18 protein-coding genes are annotated in these 16,133 nt (G+C 60.1%); 11 read left to right on the top strand and 7 right to left on the bottom strand.

The window, feature by feature from the left end; genetic code table 11:
- The first annotated feature begins 201 nt into the window (after positions 1 to 201).
- Complete coding sequence (locus ACIPQ1_RS27160) at positions 202 to 480, top strand: DUF3509 domain-containing protein (RefSeq protein ID WP_003204481.1); 279 nt, start codon at positions 202 to 204, stop codon at positions 478 to 480.
- Positions 481 to 1,316: 836 nt separating this feature from the next.
- On the opposite strand, the gene ACIPQ1_RS27155 is transcribed toward ACIPQ1_RS27160, so the two are convergent.
- Genes ACIPQ1_RS27155 through aroC form a run of 3 tightly spaced genes read right to left on the bottom strand, consistent with a single transcriptional unit; the run spans position 1,317 to position 4,156 of the window.
- Positions 1,317 to 1,850, bottom strand: coding sequence for a 1,2-dihydroxy-3-keto-5-methylthiopentene dioxygenase (locus ACIPQ1_RS27155; RefSeq protein ID WP_250964856.1), 534 nt, complete (start codon positions 1,848 to 1,850; stop codon positions 1,317 to 1,319).
- A 34-nt stretch (positions 1,851 to 1,884) separates the two neighbouring features.
- Positions 1,885 to 3,030: an MFS transporter gene (locus ACIPQ1_RS27150; RefSeq protein WP_411385341.1), complete on the bottom strand. Its 1,146-nt coding sequence runs from the start codon at positions 3,028 to 3,030 to the stop codon at positions 1,885 to 1,887.
- Between the two features lie 34 nt (positions 3,031 to 3,064).
- Positions 3,065 to 4,156, bottom strand: coding sequence for a chorismate synthase (gene aroC / locus ACIPQ1_RS27145; RefSeq protein WP_411385342.1), 1,092 nt, complete (start codon positions 4,154 to 4,156; stop codon positions 3,065 to 3,067).
- Positions 4,157 to 4,299: 143 nt separating this feature from the next.
- On the opposite strand from aroC, the gene ACIPQ1_RS27140 reads away from it, so the two are divergent.
- Together ACIPQ1_RS27140 and ACIPQ1_RS27135 are read left to right on the top strand one after the other, a co-directional pair.
- Positions 4,300 to 5,265 (top strand): alpha/beta hydrolase, encoded by a 966-nt coding sequence (locus tag ACIPQ1_RS27140; RefSeq protein ID WP_411385343.1) that lies wholly within the window; start codon positions 4,300 to 4,302, stop codon positions 5,263 to 5,265.
- A 106-nt stretch (positions 5,266 to 5,371) separates the two neighbouring features.
- Positions 5,372 to 6,160 (top strand): hypothetical protein, encoded by a 789-nt coding sequence (locus tag ACIPQ1_RS27135; RefSeq protein WP_250964852.1) that lies wholly within the window; start codon positions 5,372 to 5,374, stop codon positions 6,158 to 6,160.
- A gap of 233 nt (positions 6,161 to 6,393) precedes the next feature.
- Here the strand turns inward: ACIPQ1_RS27135 and prmB are convergent, their stop codons facing one another.
- Positions 6,394 to 7,302 carry a 50S ribosomal protein L3 N(5)-glutamine methyltransferase gene (gene prmB / locus ACIPQ1_RS27130; RefSeq protein ID WP_411385344.1) on the bottom strand — a complete coding sequence of 303 codons (909 nt, stop codon included), beginning with the start codon at positions 7,300 to 7,302 and terminating at the stop codon, positions 6,394 to 6,396.
- Positions 7,303 to 7,556: 254 nt separating this feature from the next.
- Between prmB and ACIPQ1_RS27125 the strand changes: the two genes are divergently transcribed.
- The 3 genes from ACIPQ1_RS27125 to ACIPQ1_RS27115 all read left to right on the top strand — a co-directional run bounded on the left by ACIPQ1_RS27125 (position 7,557) and on the right by ACIPQ1_RS27115 (position 9,229).
- Positions 7,557 to 8,147 carry a cysteine hydrolase family protein gene (locus ACIPQ1_RS27125; RefSeq protein ID WP_014339619.1) on the top strand — a complete coding sequence of 197 codons (591 nt, stop codon included), beginning with the start codon at positions 7,557 to 7,559 and terminating at the stop codon, positions 8,145 to 8,147.
- 130 nt (positions 8,148 to 8,277) lie between these two features.
- On the top strand, positions 8,278 to 8,598 hold the full coding sequence (locus tag ACIPQ1_RS27120) for a hypothetical protein (protein WP_014339620.1): 321 nt from the start codon (positions 8,278 to 8,280) through the stop codon (positions 8,596 to 8,598).
- A 73-nt stretch (positions 8,599 to 8,671) separates the two neighbouring features.
- Positions 8,672 to 9,229, top strand: coding sequence for a Smr/MutS family protein (locus tag ACIPQ1_RS27115; RefSeq protein ID WP_025214971.1), 558 nt, complete (start codon positions 8,672 to 8,674; stop codon positions 9,227 to 9,229).
- Between the two features lie 90 nt (positions 9,230 to 9,319).
- On the opposite strand, the gene ACIPQ1_RS27110 is transcribed toward ACIPQ1_RS27115, so the two are convergent.
- Positions 9,320 to 9,979, bottom strand: a complete 660-nt coding sequence (locus ACIPQ1_RS27110; protein ID WP_250964849.1) for a hypothetical protein — start codon at positions 9,977 to 9,979, stop codon at positions 9,320 to 9,322.
- Between the two features lie 371 nt (positions 9,980 to 10,350).
- Between ACIPQ1_RS27110 and folE the strand changes: the two genes are divergently transcribed.
- Together folE and ACIPQ1_RS27100 are read left to right on the top strand one after the other, a co-directional pair.
- Positions 10,351 to 10,896, top strand: a complete 546-nt coding sequence (gene folE / locus ACIPQ1_RS27105) for a GTP cyclohydrolase I FolE (RefSeq protein WP_010456659.1) — start codon at positions 10,351 to 10,353, stop codon at positions 10,894 to 10,896.
- Positions 10,897 to 11,000: 104 nt separating this feature from the next.
- Positions 11,001 to 11,372 carry a glutathione S-transferase N-terminal domain-containing protein gene (locus tag ACIPQ1_RS27100; protein ID WP_186710078.1) on the top strand — a complete coding sequence of 124 codons (372 nt, stop codon included), beginning with the start codon at positions 11,001 to 11,003 and terminating at the stop codon, positions 11,370 to 11,372.
- Between the two features lie 144 nt (positions 11,373 to 11,516).
- On the opposite strand, the gene ACIPQ1_RS27095 is transcribed toward ACIPQ1_RS27100, so the two are convergent.
- Complete coding sequence (locus ACIPQ1_RS27095; RefSeq protein WP_446535077.1) at positions 11,517 to 12,683, bottom strand: aminotransferase-like domain-containing protein; 1,167 nt, start codon at positions 12,681 to 12,683, stop codon at positions 11,517 to 11,519.
- A gap of 80 nt (positions 12,684 to 12,763) precedes the next feature.
- On the opposite strand from ACIPQ1_RS27095, the gene ACIPQ1_RS27090 reads away from it, so the two are divergent.
- From ACIPQ1_RS27090 to ACIPQ1_RS27080, 3 genes are all read left to right on the top strand, one after another.
- Positions 12,764 to 13,201 (top strand): MarR family winged helix-turn-helix transcriptional regulator, encoded by a 438-nt coding sequence (locus ACIPQ1_RS27090; protein WP_250964846.1) that lies wholly within the window; start codon positions 12,764 to 12,766, stop codon positions 13,199 to 13,201.
- A 334-nt stretch (positions 13,202 to 13,535) separates the two neighbouring features.
- Positions 13,536 to 14,885, top strand: a complete 1,350-nt coding sequence (locus ACIPQ1_RS27085; RefSeq protein ID WP_434574649.1) for an NCS2 family permease — start codon at positions 13,536 to 13,538, stop codon at positions 14,883 to 14,885.
- A gap of 62 nt (positions 14,886 to 14,947) precedes the next feature.
- Complete coding sequence (locus ACIPQ1_RS27080; RefSeq protein ID WP_411385346.1) at positions 14,948 to 15,574, top strand: LysE family translocator; 627 nt, start codon at positions 14,948 to 14,950, stop codon at positions 15,572 to 15,574.
- Positions 15,575 to 15,772: 198 nt separating this feature from the next.
- On the opposite strand, the gene uraH is transcribed toward ACIPQ1_RS27080, so the two are convergent.
- Positions 15,773 to 16,126: a hydroxyisourate hydrolase gene (gene uraH / locus ACIPQ1_RS27075; RefSeq protein WP_250964843.1), complete on the bottom strand. Its 354-nt coding sequence runs from the start codon at positions 16,124 to 16,126 to the stop codon at positions 15,773 to 15,775.
- Between the last annotated feature and the right edge of the window lie 7 nt (positions 16,127 to 16,133).

The following is a 16,133-nucleotide window of genomic DNA, read 5'->3' as shown; positions in this document are numbered from 1 at the left end:
GAAAACGATTTGGTTCCAAAAATCATTGCCGGACCACGCAAAATGCAGGATGCACGGTGGCCATTCATGCAAGATGCACGAAAGCAAAATCCCACACAAAACATAACCTATTGTTTTTAAAGTATTTATTGAAAACTTAGATGCTGGCACAGACAGTGCAACCACCCCTCCACGGTTTGCCACACCATGGAGCAGTCAACTATGAACATGATTCAAGAAAAGTTTGCGTCCCTGTTTTCCAACTACGAAGTGACCACTCAGCCCCGCCCGGATGGCGGCATTTTGCTGACCTTGCGCAATAGCGACGGCAAGCTGTTCAAGCGCACGATTTCCTATGCTCAATTGCATGCGGGGGACCAGTTGTCCTGGGCGATCAGCGCGATCCGTCGCGACCTGGCTGAACAGGCCAGCGAGTTGCCACAGATCACGCTGTTGCAGAGCCAGCATCGGTTTGCGCTGCCGACTTACCATAGCGCTTGAGTCTGCTGGTCAATTTGATTTGCTGTTTACTTGGAAACGGCGCTTTTCAGAGATGGGAAGCGTCGTTTTTTTGCGCCTTCTTTTGAGGGCAATTGATCGGTGTGTATATCCGTTTCTGCGGTAACGGCCACTTATGACTGATGGGGACCGCGTTCCTCCTGTGGGAGCGGGCTTGCTCGCGAAGGCGGTGGGCCCGTTTGCAGTGATGTTGGATGTGCCGGCCTCATCGCGAGCAAGCTCGCTCCCACAGGGGATCTTGGGTGTTCATGAGTCTTGTGTTCACCGCAGATCCATTGTGGGAGCGAGCTTGCTCGCGAAAGCGGTGTGTCAGTTGACGGTGATGTTGGTGGGCCGGCCTCTTCGCGAGCAAGCTCGCTCCCACAGGGGATCTTGGGTGTTCATGAGTTTGTGTTCACCGCAGATCCATTGTGGGAGCGAGCTTGCTCGCGATAGCGGTGGCTCAGCCACATAGATGTCGGCCTTTGCCCCACTCTTGCTCTTGCTCTTGCTCTTGCTTTGGATCTTGATCTTGATCTGAACGCCCCGTTAAACCACGCTGGCCGAACGCAGGCATTGCGCAGTGGGCACCTCGGCATGGATGCCGGGTTAGCCGCGCTGGGCCATGGATGGCCCTTCGCGGCGGCCCACGGAGCAATGCCGGAGTGAGGGCACACCGAGCCTAGGCGAGGTGCCGAGTGGTGGGGCAAAGCGCTTTTGGTTACTTTTGGCTGGTCCGGCTCCCGGCTCTTCCAAAAGTGACCCGCTGTAAGAGCGGAACCATAAGCAGCCGTTACCGCAGCAACGGATATACACAAAAATCTCACACCAGATACAGGTCAATCCTCCAAACGAGGAAACCGCCGAGCAATATCATCCCCAGTAACCTCGGCAACCAACCCCTGCAAATCACCAGACAACCGAATCGAAACGAAATACGGCCGCTCCCCCCCATCAAACCAATGCGGCATACCAGCAGGCACCGTGATCAAGTCGTTCCTTTCACACAACACGGCGTAGACATAATCGCCGATGTGCAGACTAAACAACCCCCGACCACTAACGAAGAATCGTACCTCTTCCTGGCTATGACAGTATTCATCAAGCCCTCCAGCCGGTTCCGGATGATCGCTTCTGACGCTAACCACATCGACCGCAACATACCCCCGCTCAGTCATCACCCCATCGATCTGAACCTGGTAAGCCGCAATGATCTCCTCCTCACTGGCACCCGGCTGAATTTTCACCGCCGCTTCCCAACGGGCAAAGCGAACACCTTGCTCAGCCAACGTCGCGACAATGTCCTCGAAGTGGGTCAACACCTTGTTCGGAATCTCAGGGCTCGAAACGTGATAGACGGACAGGCTGCTCATGAAAATGGCTCCAGCAAATTAACGGTTCGAAGGCTCATGGCCGGTCCTCTTGCATACGTGTCGCAATGATAACGGCTGCCGCAAAGGCCGCGAGGCTGGCGAGGCTGAAGGTCCAAGTGGCGCCCAGGGCGTTCCAACTGTAGCCGGAATACAACGCGCCCAAGGCCCCGCCCGTGCCGGCCAGCGCCGCATACAGCGCCTGCCCCTGGCCTTGCTGGCGAGGGCCGAAGCTGCGTTGCACGAAATGGATGGCGGCGGCGTGAAAGCTGCCGAAGGTCGCCGCGTGCAGCACTTGGGCAAACAGCAGCACCCAGAGAAATTCGGCCAGCGAACCCAGCAGCAACCAGCGCAACGCCGCCAGCAGGAAACTCACCAGCAGTACCCGGCGCACGGAAAATCGCGCCAGGATCCGGCTCATCAGCAGGAAGACCAACACCTCTGCCACCACGCCGACCGCCCAGAGCAGGCCGATCAAACCGCGACTGTAGCCCAGGCGTTCGAGGTGCAACGTCAGGAAGGTGTAATACGGCCCGTGACTCACCTGCATCAGGCCCACGCAGGTGTAGAACGCCAGTACGCCAGGGTTGCGCAGTTGCCGCAGGAAGCCCTCCCCCGCGACTCGCGGCCCCTGCAATGGCTGGGCATTGGGCACCCAGAAACTGGCGAGGACGATGCCGGCCATGATCAACACCAGGGCTACCGGGTAGATGTCCAGGCTCAGCCATTCGAACAAGCGGCCAAGCACGACCACAGTGATGATGAAACCGATGGAGCCCCACAGGCGGATCTGGCTGTAGCGCGAGGCCTGCCCGCTCAGATGGGCCAAGGTGATGACTTCGAACTGCGGCAACACCGCGTGCCAGAAAAATGCGTGTAACGCCATGACCATCGCCAGCCAGGCGTAGCTTTTGTCGATGAAGATCAGCGAGAAGGCCAACAGCGTGCAGATCGCGCCAAAGCGCACGATTGCCAGGCGTCGGCCGGTGTAATCCCCCAGCCAACCCCAGATGTTCGGCGCCACGCAACGCATCAGCATGGGGATGGCCACCAGCTCGCCGATGCGCGCCGCGTTGAACCCCAGGTGATCGAAATACAGCGCCAGGAACGGCGCCGTCGAACCGAGCAGCGCGAAATAGAACAGATAGAAGCTGGAAAGCCGCCAGTACGGCAGTGCCGCCACGGTCGTCAGGCCACGGCGGCTGGCAGGCCGACCATCAAAGCTGCCCCAGCACCGGGGTGCTGACGCGCACGTCGGCGTTCTGGCCGCGATGACGCAGCAGGTGATCCATCAGCACGATGGCCATCATCGCCTCGGCGATGGGCGTAGCACGAATGCCGACGCAGGGGTCGTGACGGCCCTTGGTGATGACCTCCACCGGGTTGCCATGGACATCGATGGAGCGCCCCGGCGTGGTGATGCTGGACGTCGGCTTCAAGGCCAGGTGCGCCACGATCGGCTGGCCCGAGGAAATGCCGCCGAGGATGCCGCCGGCATTATTGCTGAGGAAACCCTCAGGCGTCAGTTCGTCACGGTGCTCGGTGCCACGCTGGGCGACGCAGGCAAAACCGGCGCCGATTTCCACGCCTTTCACCGCGTTGATGCTCATCAGCGCATGAGCCAGCTCGGCGTCGAGGCGGTCGAAGATCGGCTCGCCAAGGCCCGGCATCACGCCTTCGGCGACGACGGTGATCTTTGCGCCGACCGAGTCCTGGTCCCGGCGCAGTTGGTCCATGTAGGCCTCGAGTTCTGGCACCTTGTCTGGATCGGGGCAGAAAAAGGCGTTCTGCTCTACCGAGTCCCAGGTCTTGAACGGGATTTCGATGGGGCCCAACTGGCTCATGTAGCCACGGATGACGATGCCCTGGCTGGCCAGGTACTTCTTGGCAATCGCCCCGGCCGCCACGCGCATGGCGGTTTCCCGGGCCGAGCTGCGACCGCCGCCACGGTAGTCGCGTTCACCGTATTTGTGGTGGTAGGTGTAGTCGGCGTGGGCCGGGCGGAACAGGTCCTTGATGGCCGAGTAGTCCTTGGACTTCTGGTCGGTGTTGCGGATCAGCAGGCCGATGGCACAGCCGGTGGTGCGTCCTTCGAACACGCCGGACAGGATTTCGACTTCATCGGCTTCCTGCCGCTGGGTGGTATGGCGGCTGGTGCCGGGCTTGCGGCGGTCCAGGTCACGTTGCAGGTCGTCCAGGGAAATCTCCAGGCCCGGCGGGCAGCCGTCGACAATGGCGACCAACGCCGGGCCATGGCTTTCGCCCGCGGTGGTGACAGTGAACAGCTTGCCGTAGGTATTGCCGGACATGCAGGGTGCTCCGTGAAAAACGCTGAGAGACTCAACCTTGGATTCGTAGTGGGCGCCAGTATACGCAGGCTCCCCGCGTAGTTCATCCTCGAACCTTATCGGCGCCCACCAGTCCAACCGGCACCTTCGCAACTAATGGCGTGATGATGTTAAAGCTGCTAGCCCTAAGCCTTACCTTGTTCACCGGCCTGTTTTCCTGCCTGGCCCAGGCCACGGTGCTGCAACGCCCGATCAGCCTCGACACCGGCAATGGCGAACTATTCGGCTCATTGTTGCTGCCCAAGTCCGACACGCCCGTGCCGGTTGTCCTGATCATTTCCGGGTCCGGTCCTACAGACCGCGACGGTAACAACCCCGAGGGCGGGCGCAACGACAGCCTCAAGCGCCTGGCCTGGGTCTTGGCCAGGCACAACATTGCCAGCGTGCGCTATGACAAACGCGGCGTGGCCGCCAGCCTCGCAGCGACACCGGACGAGCGCAACCTGAGCGTCGAGACCTATGTCGCCGATACCGTGGCCTGGAGCCGCAAACTCGCCGCCGACCCACGCCTGGGCCCGTTGATCCTGCTGGGCCACAGCGAAGGCGCGTTGATCGCCAGCCTCGCCGCGCCCCAGGCCAACGCGGCGGCGGTCATTTCCCTGTCCGGCAGTGCCCGGCCAATCGACCAGGTACTGCGCCAACAATTGAGCAACCGCCTGCCACCGCCGCTGATGTTGCGCAGCAATGAGCTGCTCGACAGCCTCAAGGCCGGGCGACTCGACGACAACGTGCCGACGCAACTGCAGGTGATTTTCCGCCCCAGCGTACAACCCTACCTGATCTCGTTGTTCCGCCAGGACCCGGCTCGGGCTTTCGCCGCGTTGAAGATGCCGGCCTTGATCATCCAGGGCAGCAACGACATCCAGGTCAGCATCGATGATGCCCGGCAGTTGAAAGCCGCCAAGCCCGACGCCGAGTTGGCGCTGATCCAGGGCATGAACCACGTGATGCGCATCGTGCCCAACGACGTCAAACAACAACTGGCTTCCTACAAAGACCCCAACCTGCCCCTGGCGGCCGAGCTCGGCACGCGGGTTCTGCGTTTTATTGACGCGTTAGCCGCGCGTTAGGCGGTTTTAGTCGATTTAGCTTCAGTACTGGCAAAAATGGCCGATAACCCGGTGTCGGATAGCGCAATGGCTACCGACCCGCCGGCCTGGACAGGATTTTGCCGTTATGACTGAAACTCAAGCTTCCCCCGACACCGCTGCCGAAGCCCCCGCCTCGTCCGTGGCTGAGCTGCCGTGGGCCGACGTACAGACCGAGCATCACAAGATGCTCCGGCTGGCGCCGCTCAAGACCGACCGCGCCACCGGCGTGCGGCCGTTGCGGTTTGTCGAGTTCAGCTATGTCGAGCGCCACAGCAAGGAACGCAGCCTGCTGCGCATGACCCTCCAACTGCCGAACCAGCGGGTGCGCAAGGAACAGAATCATCTGGACGTCTGGGCCGATCACGTCGAGAAACGCCTGACTTTTTCCCCGGACAACCTCCAAGTCGAGCCGTTGAACCGTGGCATCGGCCGTTTCCTCGCGGCCCAGGGTATTACCTGGGCCAAGAAGCGCTGGTCGGCCTATCAGGTAGACGGCACCGACCTGGATAACAAGGACGCCCTGAACGAAGACACGCGCCTGCGCCGTGATCGCTTCCTCAAGGCCCAGGGTTTCGAAGTGGCCTATGCCGACGCCCAGCACCTCAAGGGTAGTATCAAGTCAGCCCAGGTTGGCGATCTGGTCGGCGACTGGAACACCGAGAAGCTGCAGTTCGTGACCATCCTCGAAGCCGCGCAGATGCTGCAACAAGCCGAGCAGAACCTGGCGGAACAGGAAGTCAAACTCAAGCAGCAGGAAGAGAAGGTCACCAAGTTCAAGCGCGAAGACACCGGCTTGCGCTTCACCATCACCTGCCTGGTGGCCTTCGCCATGTTTCAGGCGGGGTTGCTGATCTGGATTGCGACGCGGCACTGACTCCAACCGCGCATGAACACCCCCTGTGGGGTTGCCGCGCAATACAGACAATCCCGTGGCGAGGGAGCTTGCTCCCGCTCGGCTGCGTCTGTAGGAGCTGTCGAGTGCAACGAGGCTGCGATCTTCCCCAGCCACTTGAATCTCAAGCGAAAGATCAAAAGATCGCAGGCTTCGCCAGCTCCTACAGGGCCCAGCGGGAGCAAGCTCCCTCGCCACAAAAGCGGTCACAGTGGTCAAACCCGCGAAGCAAACAACGCCTGGTGCTCGCGGCACTGCTCGGCGCTGAGCATGAACACGCCATGCCCGCCGCGCTCGAAGTCCAGCCAGGCAAAATCGACTTCCGGGTACAGCGCCTCGACGTGCACCTGGCTGTTGCCCACCTCGACAATCAACAGCCCCTTCTCGGTCAGATGATCGGCCGCCTCGGCCAGCATCCGCCGAACCAGGTCCAGGCCGTCATCGCCACAGGCCAGACCCAATTCCGGCTCGTGCTGGTATTCCTGGGGCATATCGGCGAAATCTTCCGCATCGACGTAGGGTGGGTTCGACACGATCAGGTCGAAACGTTGCCCCGGCAAACCTTCGAAGCCATCACCCTGGACGGTGAATACGCGCTCATCGACACCGTGGCGCTCGATGTTCTGGTTGGCCACTTCCAGCGCTTCGAACGACAGGTCGGCCAGCACCACTTCGGCTTCCGGGAATTCATAGGCACAGGCGATGCCGATGCAGCCGGAACCGGTGCACAGATCGAGAATCCGTGCCGGCGCCTGGCCCAACCAAGGCTCAAAACGCTTTTCGATCAGCTCACCGATGGGCGAGCGCGGAATGAGCACGCGCTCATCAACAATGAACGACATCCCGCAAAACCAGGCTTCACCCAACAGGTAGGCCGTCGGAATGCGCTCGGCAATGCGTCGGCGCAGCAGGCGCTGCACATGGACCAGTTCTTCGTCTTCAAGACGGCAGTCCAGGTAGCTGTCGGCAATTTCCCACGGCAGATGCAATGCGCCCAACACCAGTTGCCTGGCTTCGTCCCACGCGTTGTCGGTGCCATGGCCGAAAAACAGATCCTCTCCATGGAAACGGCTGACGGCCCAACGGATATGGTCGCGCAGGGTACGGAGACGGGAAGTGATCACGGCGGCAAACTCCAGAAAAATCGACGGGCGAGTCTACCAGTCAAACGCGGCGCCACCCAAACGCGCCTCGATGACGAACGAAAAGCGCCGGACCAACCGTAGGATTTATCGTTTTTTTGCACCGCCTATTGAACGAGACGAGCATCTTGACAAGGCTGTAGGCCAGCAACGGCGGCCCTTGCGATGGAAGCGATTCACAGAACCGCTCAGCCAGAGGAGAATGTCGCAAAAGCCCCACTCGAAGGAGCCCCAGAATGTCCGTTCCAAAAACGATGTTTCAACTCAGCGGCCGTGGTTATGCAGCGGCCAACCTGAGTCAAGCGACCTTGATCATCATCGATGCCCAGAAAGAATACCTCGCCGGGCCCCTGGCCCTGAGCGGCATGGATGCAGCCGTCGCGAACATCAAGCAACTGCTCGGCGCGGCCCGCGCAGCCGGTCGCCCGATCGTGCATGTGCGCCACCTGGGCACCCATGGCGGGCTGTTCGATCCACAAGGTGAACGCGGGGAGTTCATCCCCGGCCTCGAACCCCAGGGCGACGAAACCGTGGTCGAAAAGCTGCTGCCCAGCGCCTTCCACGGCACCGAGCTGAAAAAACGCCTGGAAGACTTCGGCCCCCTGGACCTGATCGTGTGTGGGTTCATGAGCCATTCCAGTGTCAGCACCACCGTGCGCGCCGCCAAGAACCTGGGCTTCCGCTGTACCCTGGTGGAAGACGCCTGCGCCACGCGCGACCTGCCATACAAGGGCGGCGTCCTCAGCGCCGAGCACGTGCAGCAGACCGAAATGGCGATCATGGCCGACAACTTCGCCACCCTGGCCCTGACCCGCGACTTCATCTGATGCGCCTTGATGAGCGGCCACTCCCGCCGCTCATCCGCAAAAGCCTCTCATTTGCTGCAATTGCCCTACCTTCAGGAACAACCCGAATATCTTCCGGTCGAAGGGCCGATACCCATTGAGGAAGGTCGGAATGAAGTTATCCGATGGTTTTGACGCACGTCGCTTGCGGCCCAAGGGCCCGAGCAACTGGCGGTTTCGTTTCGGCGCGGCGATCGCCGCGCTGCTGGCAACACTCGGTGTACTGCTGGCCATGGCCGGTGCCGCCAGCCTGCTGGGCCGCCCTCCCGCACTGGGCGAGTTGAATGCCACCCCAATGGGTTCGGCGATCATCCTGGCAGTCGGTCTTTTCGTACTGTTGCTGGGCGTCTGGCTCTGGCGCCGCTGCCGCCGTCGCGCCCGCCAATCCCTGGAGCTGGCCATGGCTCCGCACCTGATGAAAAAGCACGACTGATCCGCCACTCGACGTTTTGTCGCGCCTGATCCCGCCAGAGTTGGGTAAACTGGCCGGCTTCGCGGAGGCTGACATGCAAGACGACGACTTTTCCTTGTTCAAAAGTGCGATCCAGGGCGTAAAACCGATCAAACACGACCGTGCCGAGACCGGCAAGCCCAAGGCCGATCGCGCGCAGATCGCCAAGCTGCGCCAAGCCGCCACCGTGCGCACCGACGCCACCACCGTGGACGGCTTGTCCGATCAGTTCGTGATCGACGTCGGGCCGGAAGACGAGTTGATGTGGGCCCGCGACGGTGTCCAGGAAAGCCAGATGCGCAAGCTGAAGGTCGGCCAGATCCCCTTCGAAGGCAGCCTCGACCTGCACGGCATGACCGTCGAAAAGGCCCGGGAAACCCTTTGGGCGTTCCTGGCCGAAGCCACCAAGTTCGAGATCCGCTGCGTGCGCGTCACCCATGGCAAAGCCGTGCGCCTGGACGGCAAGCGGCCGATGATCAAGAGCCACGTCAACACCTGGCTGCGCCAGCACCCGCAAGTGCTGGGCTTCACCTCCTGCCAGGCAAAACACGGCGGCGCCGGGGCGGTCTACGTGATGCTCAAGCGCACCATGATGGAAGGCCGCGACGAATAGACCTGTTGTCCTACCCGCCAGCGCATGCATGGAAGTACCGAGATAAAAAAAGCCCCGCAATGGCGGGGCTTGATGAATGATGTTTTGTTGTTAAAACGACTCGGCCGGCTTATTGGCCTGATGCGCCAGCTTGATTTGGTCAAGCTTTGAGAAAGTAAACTTTATAATCAAATAAGCATCGTTACCTATGCCGTTGATGCTTAAATCCACGCTCCTCATATTGTCAGGTGCCAGCTCTACTAAGCCACGAAAATTTCTAGCGCCTTTAATCGACATTCCATTTTCAACGAACGTGTAAGTAATATTACCCGCATTCAAGGCCGTATTTTCAAAACTTGAAAACTCGGCAGTTACTTCCTCGATGCTTTTGGATTTGCCCGCAAGGACGAGTAAATCCAGAATAGATTTGCCGTCGCTAACCGCGACCATATCGAAGTTCTTCTCCAAGGCGCCCATCGCGCGCTGGAACAGTTCATGATCAACGGGCGAAAGTAACGAAACCATTGAAAGCTTGTCATTCTTGAAAACCAACGACGCCGTGAACTTCTGTTCAATAAAGACCAATTCGGTGCATTTTACGGTAGCACCCACTTGCGTCGAACAATCATAGTAACCGGCAGCCTCGGTGTAGTTGGCGATAGGGGAGTCATAAGCGAAGTTCTTGAACAGGTAGTCAGCTGCAACTGCATCCTGCGTTCCCGAGAGAGTGGCTACCATGGACAGGGCCAGCGCACAGATTCTTTTAGACATGGATTCCGTTCCTGAGAGAGAGGGCAAGAGATAGCGTAATGCTACCAGTCCTGAAGCAGATTTGTCTCTTCAACCCAAGCAGGCCGGTACGGTCAACCGAGACCTCAGGACAACACTGATCGGATTGGAGGTTCGCGCCCGCCGGCCATACAACTGCCGTCACACTTAGGCTACCATGTGCAGCACGGCGGGCATGAAACCCTGCAATCACTGCCTCTCAGCTCGGTCAAAGCGTCAATTGCTGTCGACCTATGCCCACTGGATCTCCCGGATCGACTGGATGGCCTGGGCAGAATCGAAACGCTCGATTGGTACAAAATGGGTACAGACAGAACAAGTACCCTCCTGAAACCCTTATGGAATCAGCCTCTGTGACACTGGAACAGAATTACACCGCGATTCTCGGCCAACTGGGCGAGGACGTTTCCCGCGAGGGCCTGCTCGACACGCCCAAGCGCGCTGCCAAGGCCATGCAGTACCTCTGCCGCGGTTATGAACAGACCCTGGAAGAAGTCACCAACGGTGCCTTGTTCAGCTCCGATAACAGCGAGATGGTGCTGGTCAAGGACATCGAGTTGTACTCGTTGTGCGAGCATCACTTGCTGCCTTTCATCGGCAAGGCCCACGTGGCCTACATCCCGAGCGGCAAGGTACTGGGGCTGTCGAAGGTCGCGCGCATCGTCGACATGTACGCCCGTCGCCTGCAGATCCAGGAAAACCTCAGCCGCCAGATCGCCGACGCGGTCCAGCAAGTGACCGGCGCCTTGGGCGTGGCGGTGGTGATCGAGGCCAAGCACATGTGCATGATGATGCGCGGTGTGGAAAAGCAGAATTCCTCGATGATCACTTCGGTGATGCTCGGCGAGTTCCGGGAAAACGCCGCCACTCGCAGCGAATTCCTCAGCCTCATCAAGTAACGCGTCGCAAGAAGAAAACCGGCATTGATCGCCGGTTTTTTTTCGCCCGTGAAAAATCAGGTAAGCTGCGCGCCCTCTTCTTCCCTGCCGCGAGGCTGAATACCGTGATCGTCAAAGCGCTTCGAGTTGGCTTGGGCCAGCTCATCATTTTCATCGACTTCATCACCCGCCCTGGCAAGAAACAGCGCCCGGCCGAGGCCCAGGCGCAGGTCGACCAGGCCGCTCGCAGCCTGACGCTGTATCAATTCCATGCCTGCCCGTTCTGCGTGAAGACCCGCCGTACCCTGCGTCGCCTCAACGTACCGGTGGCCCTGCGCGATGCGAAAAACAACGAGCAGGATCGCCAGACGCTGCTGGAGCAAGGGGGCAGGATCAAAGTGCCGTGCCTGCGCATTGAAGAGAATGGCGAGACCACCTGGATGTATGAGTCCAAGGTGATCATTGATTATTTGGATAAGCGGTTTTCTGCGGCCTGATAGTTTTATGGTGTGGCGACTGGCCTCATCGCGAGCAAGCTCGGCTCCCACAGAGGACAGTGGTGAATACAAATCCAGTGTTCACCAAGTCCCCTGTGGGAGCCGAGCTTGCTCGCGATGGGGCCAGCCCAGCCACCGCCTAAATCAGGCTGCTTTTGCAGCCAACGCCTCCCGCACCACCCCCGCCAACCGCTTGAGTCCTTCATCCAACCGCGCCGGGTCGATGTGACTGAAGTTCAAGCGCAAGTGCCCCGGATGCTGGTCCGGCTCAGGAAAGAACGGCTCCCCCGGCATGAATGCCACGTCGGCCGCCAGGGCGGCGGCGAGCAAGGTGCGGGTGTCCAGGGGTTGCCTGAGGGTCAGCCAGAAAAACAACCCGCCCTGGGGCACGTTCCAGTCCGCGATATCAGCGAAATGCGTTTGCAACGCCGCCTGGAACCGATCGCGACGGTCCCGATAGAAATCCCTCAACTCACTCAAATGGCTGCGGTACTGCTCGGTGCCGATCCATTGCAGCGCCTGCCACTGGCCGATGCGATTGGTGTGCAGGTCCGCCGATTGCTTGAGCCGCAGCAGATGCGGGAACAGATCCGGACTGGCGATCAGGTAGCCCACCCTTAGCCCCGGCAACAGGGTTTTCGACACGGTGCCGGTGTAGATCCAACTGGCCCTCTTCAAGCGACTGACAATCGGCGTGGCACTGCCGCCATCGAAGGTCAGCTCGCGGTAGGGCTCGTCCTCGATCAGGGTGACGCCAAACTCGTCCAGCAGTGCCGCCACCGCATCGCGCTTGGCCTCGCTGTAGCGCACCGCCGAAGGGTTCTGGAAGGTCGGGATCAGGTAGATAAACGCTGGGCGATGCTGCTCCAGCCGGGCCCGCAATTGTTGCAAGTCAGGGCCGTCGGCCTCCAGGGGAACGGTGATGCAGTCGGCGCCGAACAGCTGGAAAATCTGCAACGCCGCCAAATAGGTCGGCGCTTCGAGCATCACTTCGGTGCCCACGTCGATGTGCAGCTTGGCCGCCAAATCGAGGGTTTGCTGGGAGCCGCTGACCACCAATACCTGGCTCGCCTCACAGGCCACGCCCAACGCCCGCGCCTGGGCTGCCAGGGCTTCGCGCAGGGCCGGTTCGCCTTCGCTCATGCCGTACTGGCCCATGGACAATGGCATGGCCGCCCATTCCACTTTCGGCAGCATGGCTTCGGCCGGCAGGCCGCCGGCGAACGACATCACCTCAGGACGCTGCGCCGCCGCGAGGATTTCTCGAATCAAAGAACTTTTGAGGCGCGAGACACGTTCGGAAAAAGCCATGGGTCACCTGTAGCCGGTCGCTGGAATAATGAGTCAAACTGGTTGACCGAAATTACGCCGACCTCTGTGGATACGTCAATATGCTTGACCTTAAAAACCCTGCCTCCCAACAAATGGCCATGGAAGCGTTTTTCTTCGGTTACCAGGCGTTCACCGCCAAGGCCGATGAAATGCTCGAGCGTCGTGGGTTGAGCCGGGTCCACCAGCGCATCGTCTTTTTCATCGCCCGCTATCCGTCATTGAGCGTGAAGGAATTGCTGGCCCTGCTTGGGGTGAGCAAGCAGGCGTTGAACATGCCGTTGCGGCAGTTGATGGAAATGCACTTGGTGAACAGCGTTGCGTCCGAGACCGACAAACGCAAACGGCTGCTGGAACTGACCGCCGAGGGTGAGCGCTTTGAGCAGGCGTTACGGCGTGAACAGGTGAAATTGCTGGAGCGGGTGTTTGCCGAAGCCGGGGAAGCGGCGGTGGATGGGTGGCTGGCGGTGAATCTGGCACTGGCGAAATCCAGTGAATGAAGGCGTCTGATCCGACGCCATCGCGAGCAAGCTCGCTCCACAGTGGGACTGTGGTGAATGCGAGGTCTGTGTTCACCCATGAACCTGTGGGAGCGAGCTTGCTCGCGATAGCGTCCTAAAGGTCGATATACCCCTATCGCCAAACATTTCGTCGACAACACAGAAAACATTATTTGCATTATTTGTATACAAAAGCATAATTCGCTTCGTGCGAGTTCCTGACCAACAGGTCAACATACCCTCGCCAGCCTTACCTGCCTCAGCGCATCGCGACCACCCCCCAGGGCGTTTGCGGTGCTGGAAATAACAATAATACTCTTGAGGAGTACTCGCTGTGGAAAGCCGCAAACCCGAAGCCCGGACGCTGGACCTCTCGCCGCCACTACGCAGTGGCTGGCTGGAACGCCTCTTCAAACTCAGCTTGCATGGCACCACGGTGAAGACCGAGCTGATTGCTGGCCTGACAACCTTCATCACCATGGCCTACATCATTTTCGTCAACCCCAACATCATGGCCGACGCCGGCATCGATCACGGCGCCGCCTTCGTCGCCACCTGCATCGCCGCCGCCCTGGGTTGCCTGTTGATGGGCCTTTACGCCAACTGGCCGGTGGGCCTGGCACCGGGCATGGGCCTGAACGCCTTCTTCACCTACACCGTGGTCGGCACCATGGGCTACAACTGGGAGACCGCATTGGGCGCGGTGTTCATCTCCGGTGTGCTGTTCATGTTCCTGACCTTGTCGCGGGTGCGCGAGTGGCTGCTCAACAGCATTCCGGTGAGCCTGCGCTTCGCCATGGGCGCAGGGGTCGGGTTGTTCCTCGGGCTGATCGGCCTGAAAACCGCCGGGATCGTCGTGGACAGCCCTGCCACCTTGATCAAGCTCGGCTCGTTGCGCGAACCCGGTCCGTTGCTGGCCGCAGTGTGCTTCCTGATGATCGCCGTGCTCAGTTATCACCGTGTGTTCGGCGCGATCCTGATCAGCATCATCGCCGTGACCCTGGCCGGTTGGGGCCTGGGGTTAGTGCAGTACAACGGCGTCATGTCGACACCGCCGAGCCTGGCTCCGACCTGGATGGCGATGGATGTGGCCGGCGTGTTCAACATCAGCATGATCAGCGTGGTGCTGGCCTTCCTTTTCGTGCACATGTTCGACACCGCCGGCACCCTGATGGGCGTTGCCCAGCGCGCCGGCCTGGTGAAAGCCGATGGCAAGATCGAGAACCTGTCCCGCGCCTTGAAGGCCGACAGCGCTTCAAGCGTATTCGGCGCCATGGTCGGTGTACCGCCAGTGACCAGCTACGTGGAAAGCGCCGCCGGTGTGGCCGCCGGTGGCCGCACGGGGCTTACCGCCGTGACCGTCGGTGTGCTATTTATTGCCGCCATGTTCTTCGCACCGCTGGCCGGGATGATTCCGGCCTACGCCACGGCCGGGGCCTTGATCTACGTCGCCATGCTGATGATGGGCGGCATGGCCCACATCGAATGGGACGAAGCAACCGACAGCATTCCGGCCATCGTCACGGCCATCATGATGCCCCTGACGTTCTCGGTCGCCGACGGCATCGCCCTGGGTTTCATCACCTATGTGGTGCTCAAGGCCGGTACCGGTAAACACAAGGAAATTTCCGTCAGCCTGTGGGTGCTTTGCGCGATCTTCATCGCCAAGTTCATCTTCTTGTAAGCGCAACCGTATTCACCCGCCTCACCCCCTGGGTGAGGCTTTTGTACATCAGGAGCAAAGTAATGAATCTGGAAACCTGGCTGTTGTTCAGTGGCGCCGCATTGGTGGTGATCCTCATCCCCGGCCCGTTGTCGTTGTTGATGATCGGCAATAGCCTGAACTACGGCCTGCGCCGCTCCTATCCGGCATTCCTGGGGGGCGTGATCGCGTCGATCTGCCTGCTGAGTGCTTCGGCGCTGGGGCTCGGTGCATTGTTGATGGCCTCGGAGCAGTTGTTCAGCGCCCTGAAGATCGTCGGCGCCCTGTACCTGTTTTACCTGGCCTGGCAGAGCTGGCAGCAATCGCGCCAACCGTCCCAAGGCGCCGAAGTGCCCCAGGCTGTCGCCGTCCCGCGCTTTCGCACGCTCTTCGGCCGCGCGTTCGTGCTGGGAGCAAGCAACCCGAAAGACATCCTGTTCTTCGCTGCGTTCCTGCCGCAATTCCTGAGCGCCGAACAGCCATTCCTGCCGCAACTGCTGATCATGATCGCCACTTGGACCGTACTCGACCTGCTGTGCAAGCTGGCTTATGGCCTCGGTGCCCACGGCGCGGCGCGGTATCTGCGTACGGGTAAAGGCCAGGGCTGGTTCAACCGGGTCAGCGCCGGGTTGTTTGGTGGCGCGGGGGCGGCCTCCTTGTTGAGTCGCTGAGAAAGCAAAAGCATCGCGAGCAAGCTCGCTCCCACAGGTTTTTGTGACGACAAAAATCCAGTGTGGGGCTTGCTCGCGAAGGCACCTTCCCAGGCACCCTATTTTTCATGGACGAAAAAAAGCCCGCAGTGTGAGCGGGCTAAAAACCAAAGAAGCTTATGCGCAGTCGCTTCCAGGACAAGGCAGTTGCTTGGGGGATCAACTGCCTCGATACGTTGAATAGGCGTAGGGCGAAATCAACAAGGGCACGTGGTAGTGCTCTTGCTCGGCCGAAATACCGAAGCGCAGCACCACCACATCCAGGAACGCTGGGTCGGGCATTTGCACGCCACGGGCGCGGTAGTAATCACCGGCGTGGAATTGCAATTGATAAACGCCCGAACGGTAGTCATCCCCTTGCAACAGGGGCGCATCGCAACGGCCGTCGCTGTTGGTCAGTGCACTGGCGACCCACTGCAGTTGCGAATCTTCCACGCGGTACAGTTCGATCTTGATCGAGCTGCCCGGGCAGCCATGTGCGGCATCCAAAACGTGAGTAGTCAAACGTCCCATTGCTTGT

Source organism: Pseudomonas sp. LARHCG127 (assembly GCF_052871455.1).
The sequence above is the reverse complement of the archived record's forward strand: the minus strand, read 5'-3'. Positions and strand labels throughout refer to the sequence as shown.

What these genes read in the sequence shown, in the direction of transcription:
- ACIPQ1_RS27160 (WP_003204481.1), top strand. Translation starts at nt 202, where the DNA reads ATGAACATGATTCAAGAAAAGTTTGCGTCCCTGTTTTCCAACTACGAA.
- ACIPQ1_RS27155 (WP_250964856.1), bottom strand. Translation starts at nt 1,850, where the DNA reads ATGAGCAGCCTGTCCGTCTATCACGTTTCGAGCCCTGAGATTCCGAAC.
- aroC (WP_411385342.1), bottom strand. Translation starts at nt 4,156, where the DNA reads ATGTCCGGCAATACCTACGGCAAGCTGTTCACTGTCACCACCGCGGGC.
- ACIPQ1_RS27140 (WP_411385343.1), top strand. Translation starts at nt 4,300, where the DNA reads ATGATGTTAAAGCTGCTAGCCCTAAGCCTTACCTTGTTCACCGGCCTG.
- ACIPQ1_RS27135 (WP_250964852.1), top strand. Translation starts at nt 5,372, where the DNA reads ATGACTGAAACTCAAGCTTCCCCCGACACCGCTGCCGAAGCCCCCGCC.
- ACIPQ1_RS27125 (WP_014339619.1), top strand. Translation starts at nt 7,557, where the DNA reads ATGTCCGTTCCAAAAACGATGTTTCAACTCAGCGGCCGTGGTTATGCA.
- ACIPQ1_RS27120 (WP_014339620.1), top strand. Translation starts at nt 8,278, where the DNA reads ATGAAGTTATCCGATGGTTTTGACGCACGTCGCTTGCGGCCCAAGGGC.
- ACIPQ1_RS27115 (WP_025214971.1), top strand. Translation starts at nt 8,672, where the DNA reads ATGCAAGACGACGACTTTTCCTTGTTCAAAAGTGCGATCCAGGGCGTA.
- ACIPQ1_RS27110 (WP_250964849.1), bottom strand. Translation starts at nt 9,979, where the DNA reads ATGTCTAAAAGAATCTGTGCGCTGGCCCTGTCCATGGTAGCCACTCTC.
- ACIPQ1_RS27095 (WP_446535077.1), bottom strand. Translation starts at nt 12,683, where the DNA reads ATGGCTTTTTCCGAACGTGTCTCGCGCCTCAAAAGTTCTTTGATTCGA.
- ACIPQ1_RS27090 (WP_250964846.1), top strand. Translation starts at nt 12,764, where the DNA reads ATGCTTGACCTTAAAAACCCTGCCTCCCAACAAATGGCCATGGAAGCG.
- ACIPQ1_RS27080 (WP_411385346.1), top strand. Translation starts at nt 14,948, where the DNA reads ATGAATCTGGAAACCTGGCTGTTGTTCAGTGGCGCCGCATTGGTGGTG.
- uraH (WP_250964843.1), bottom strand. Translation starts at nt 16,126, where the DNA reads ATGGGACGTTTGACTACTCACGTTTTGGATGCCGCACATGGCTGCCCG.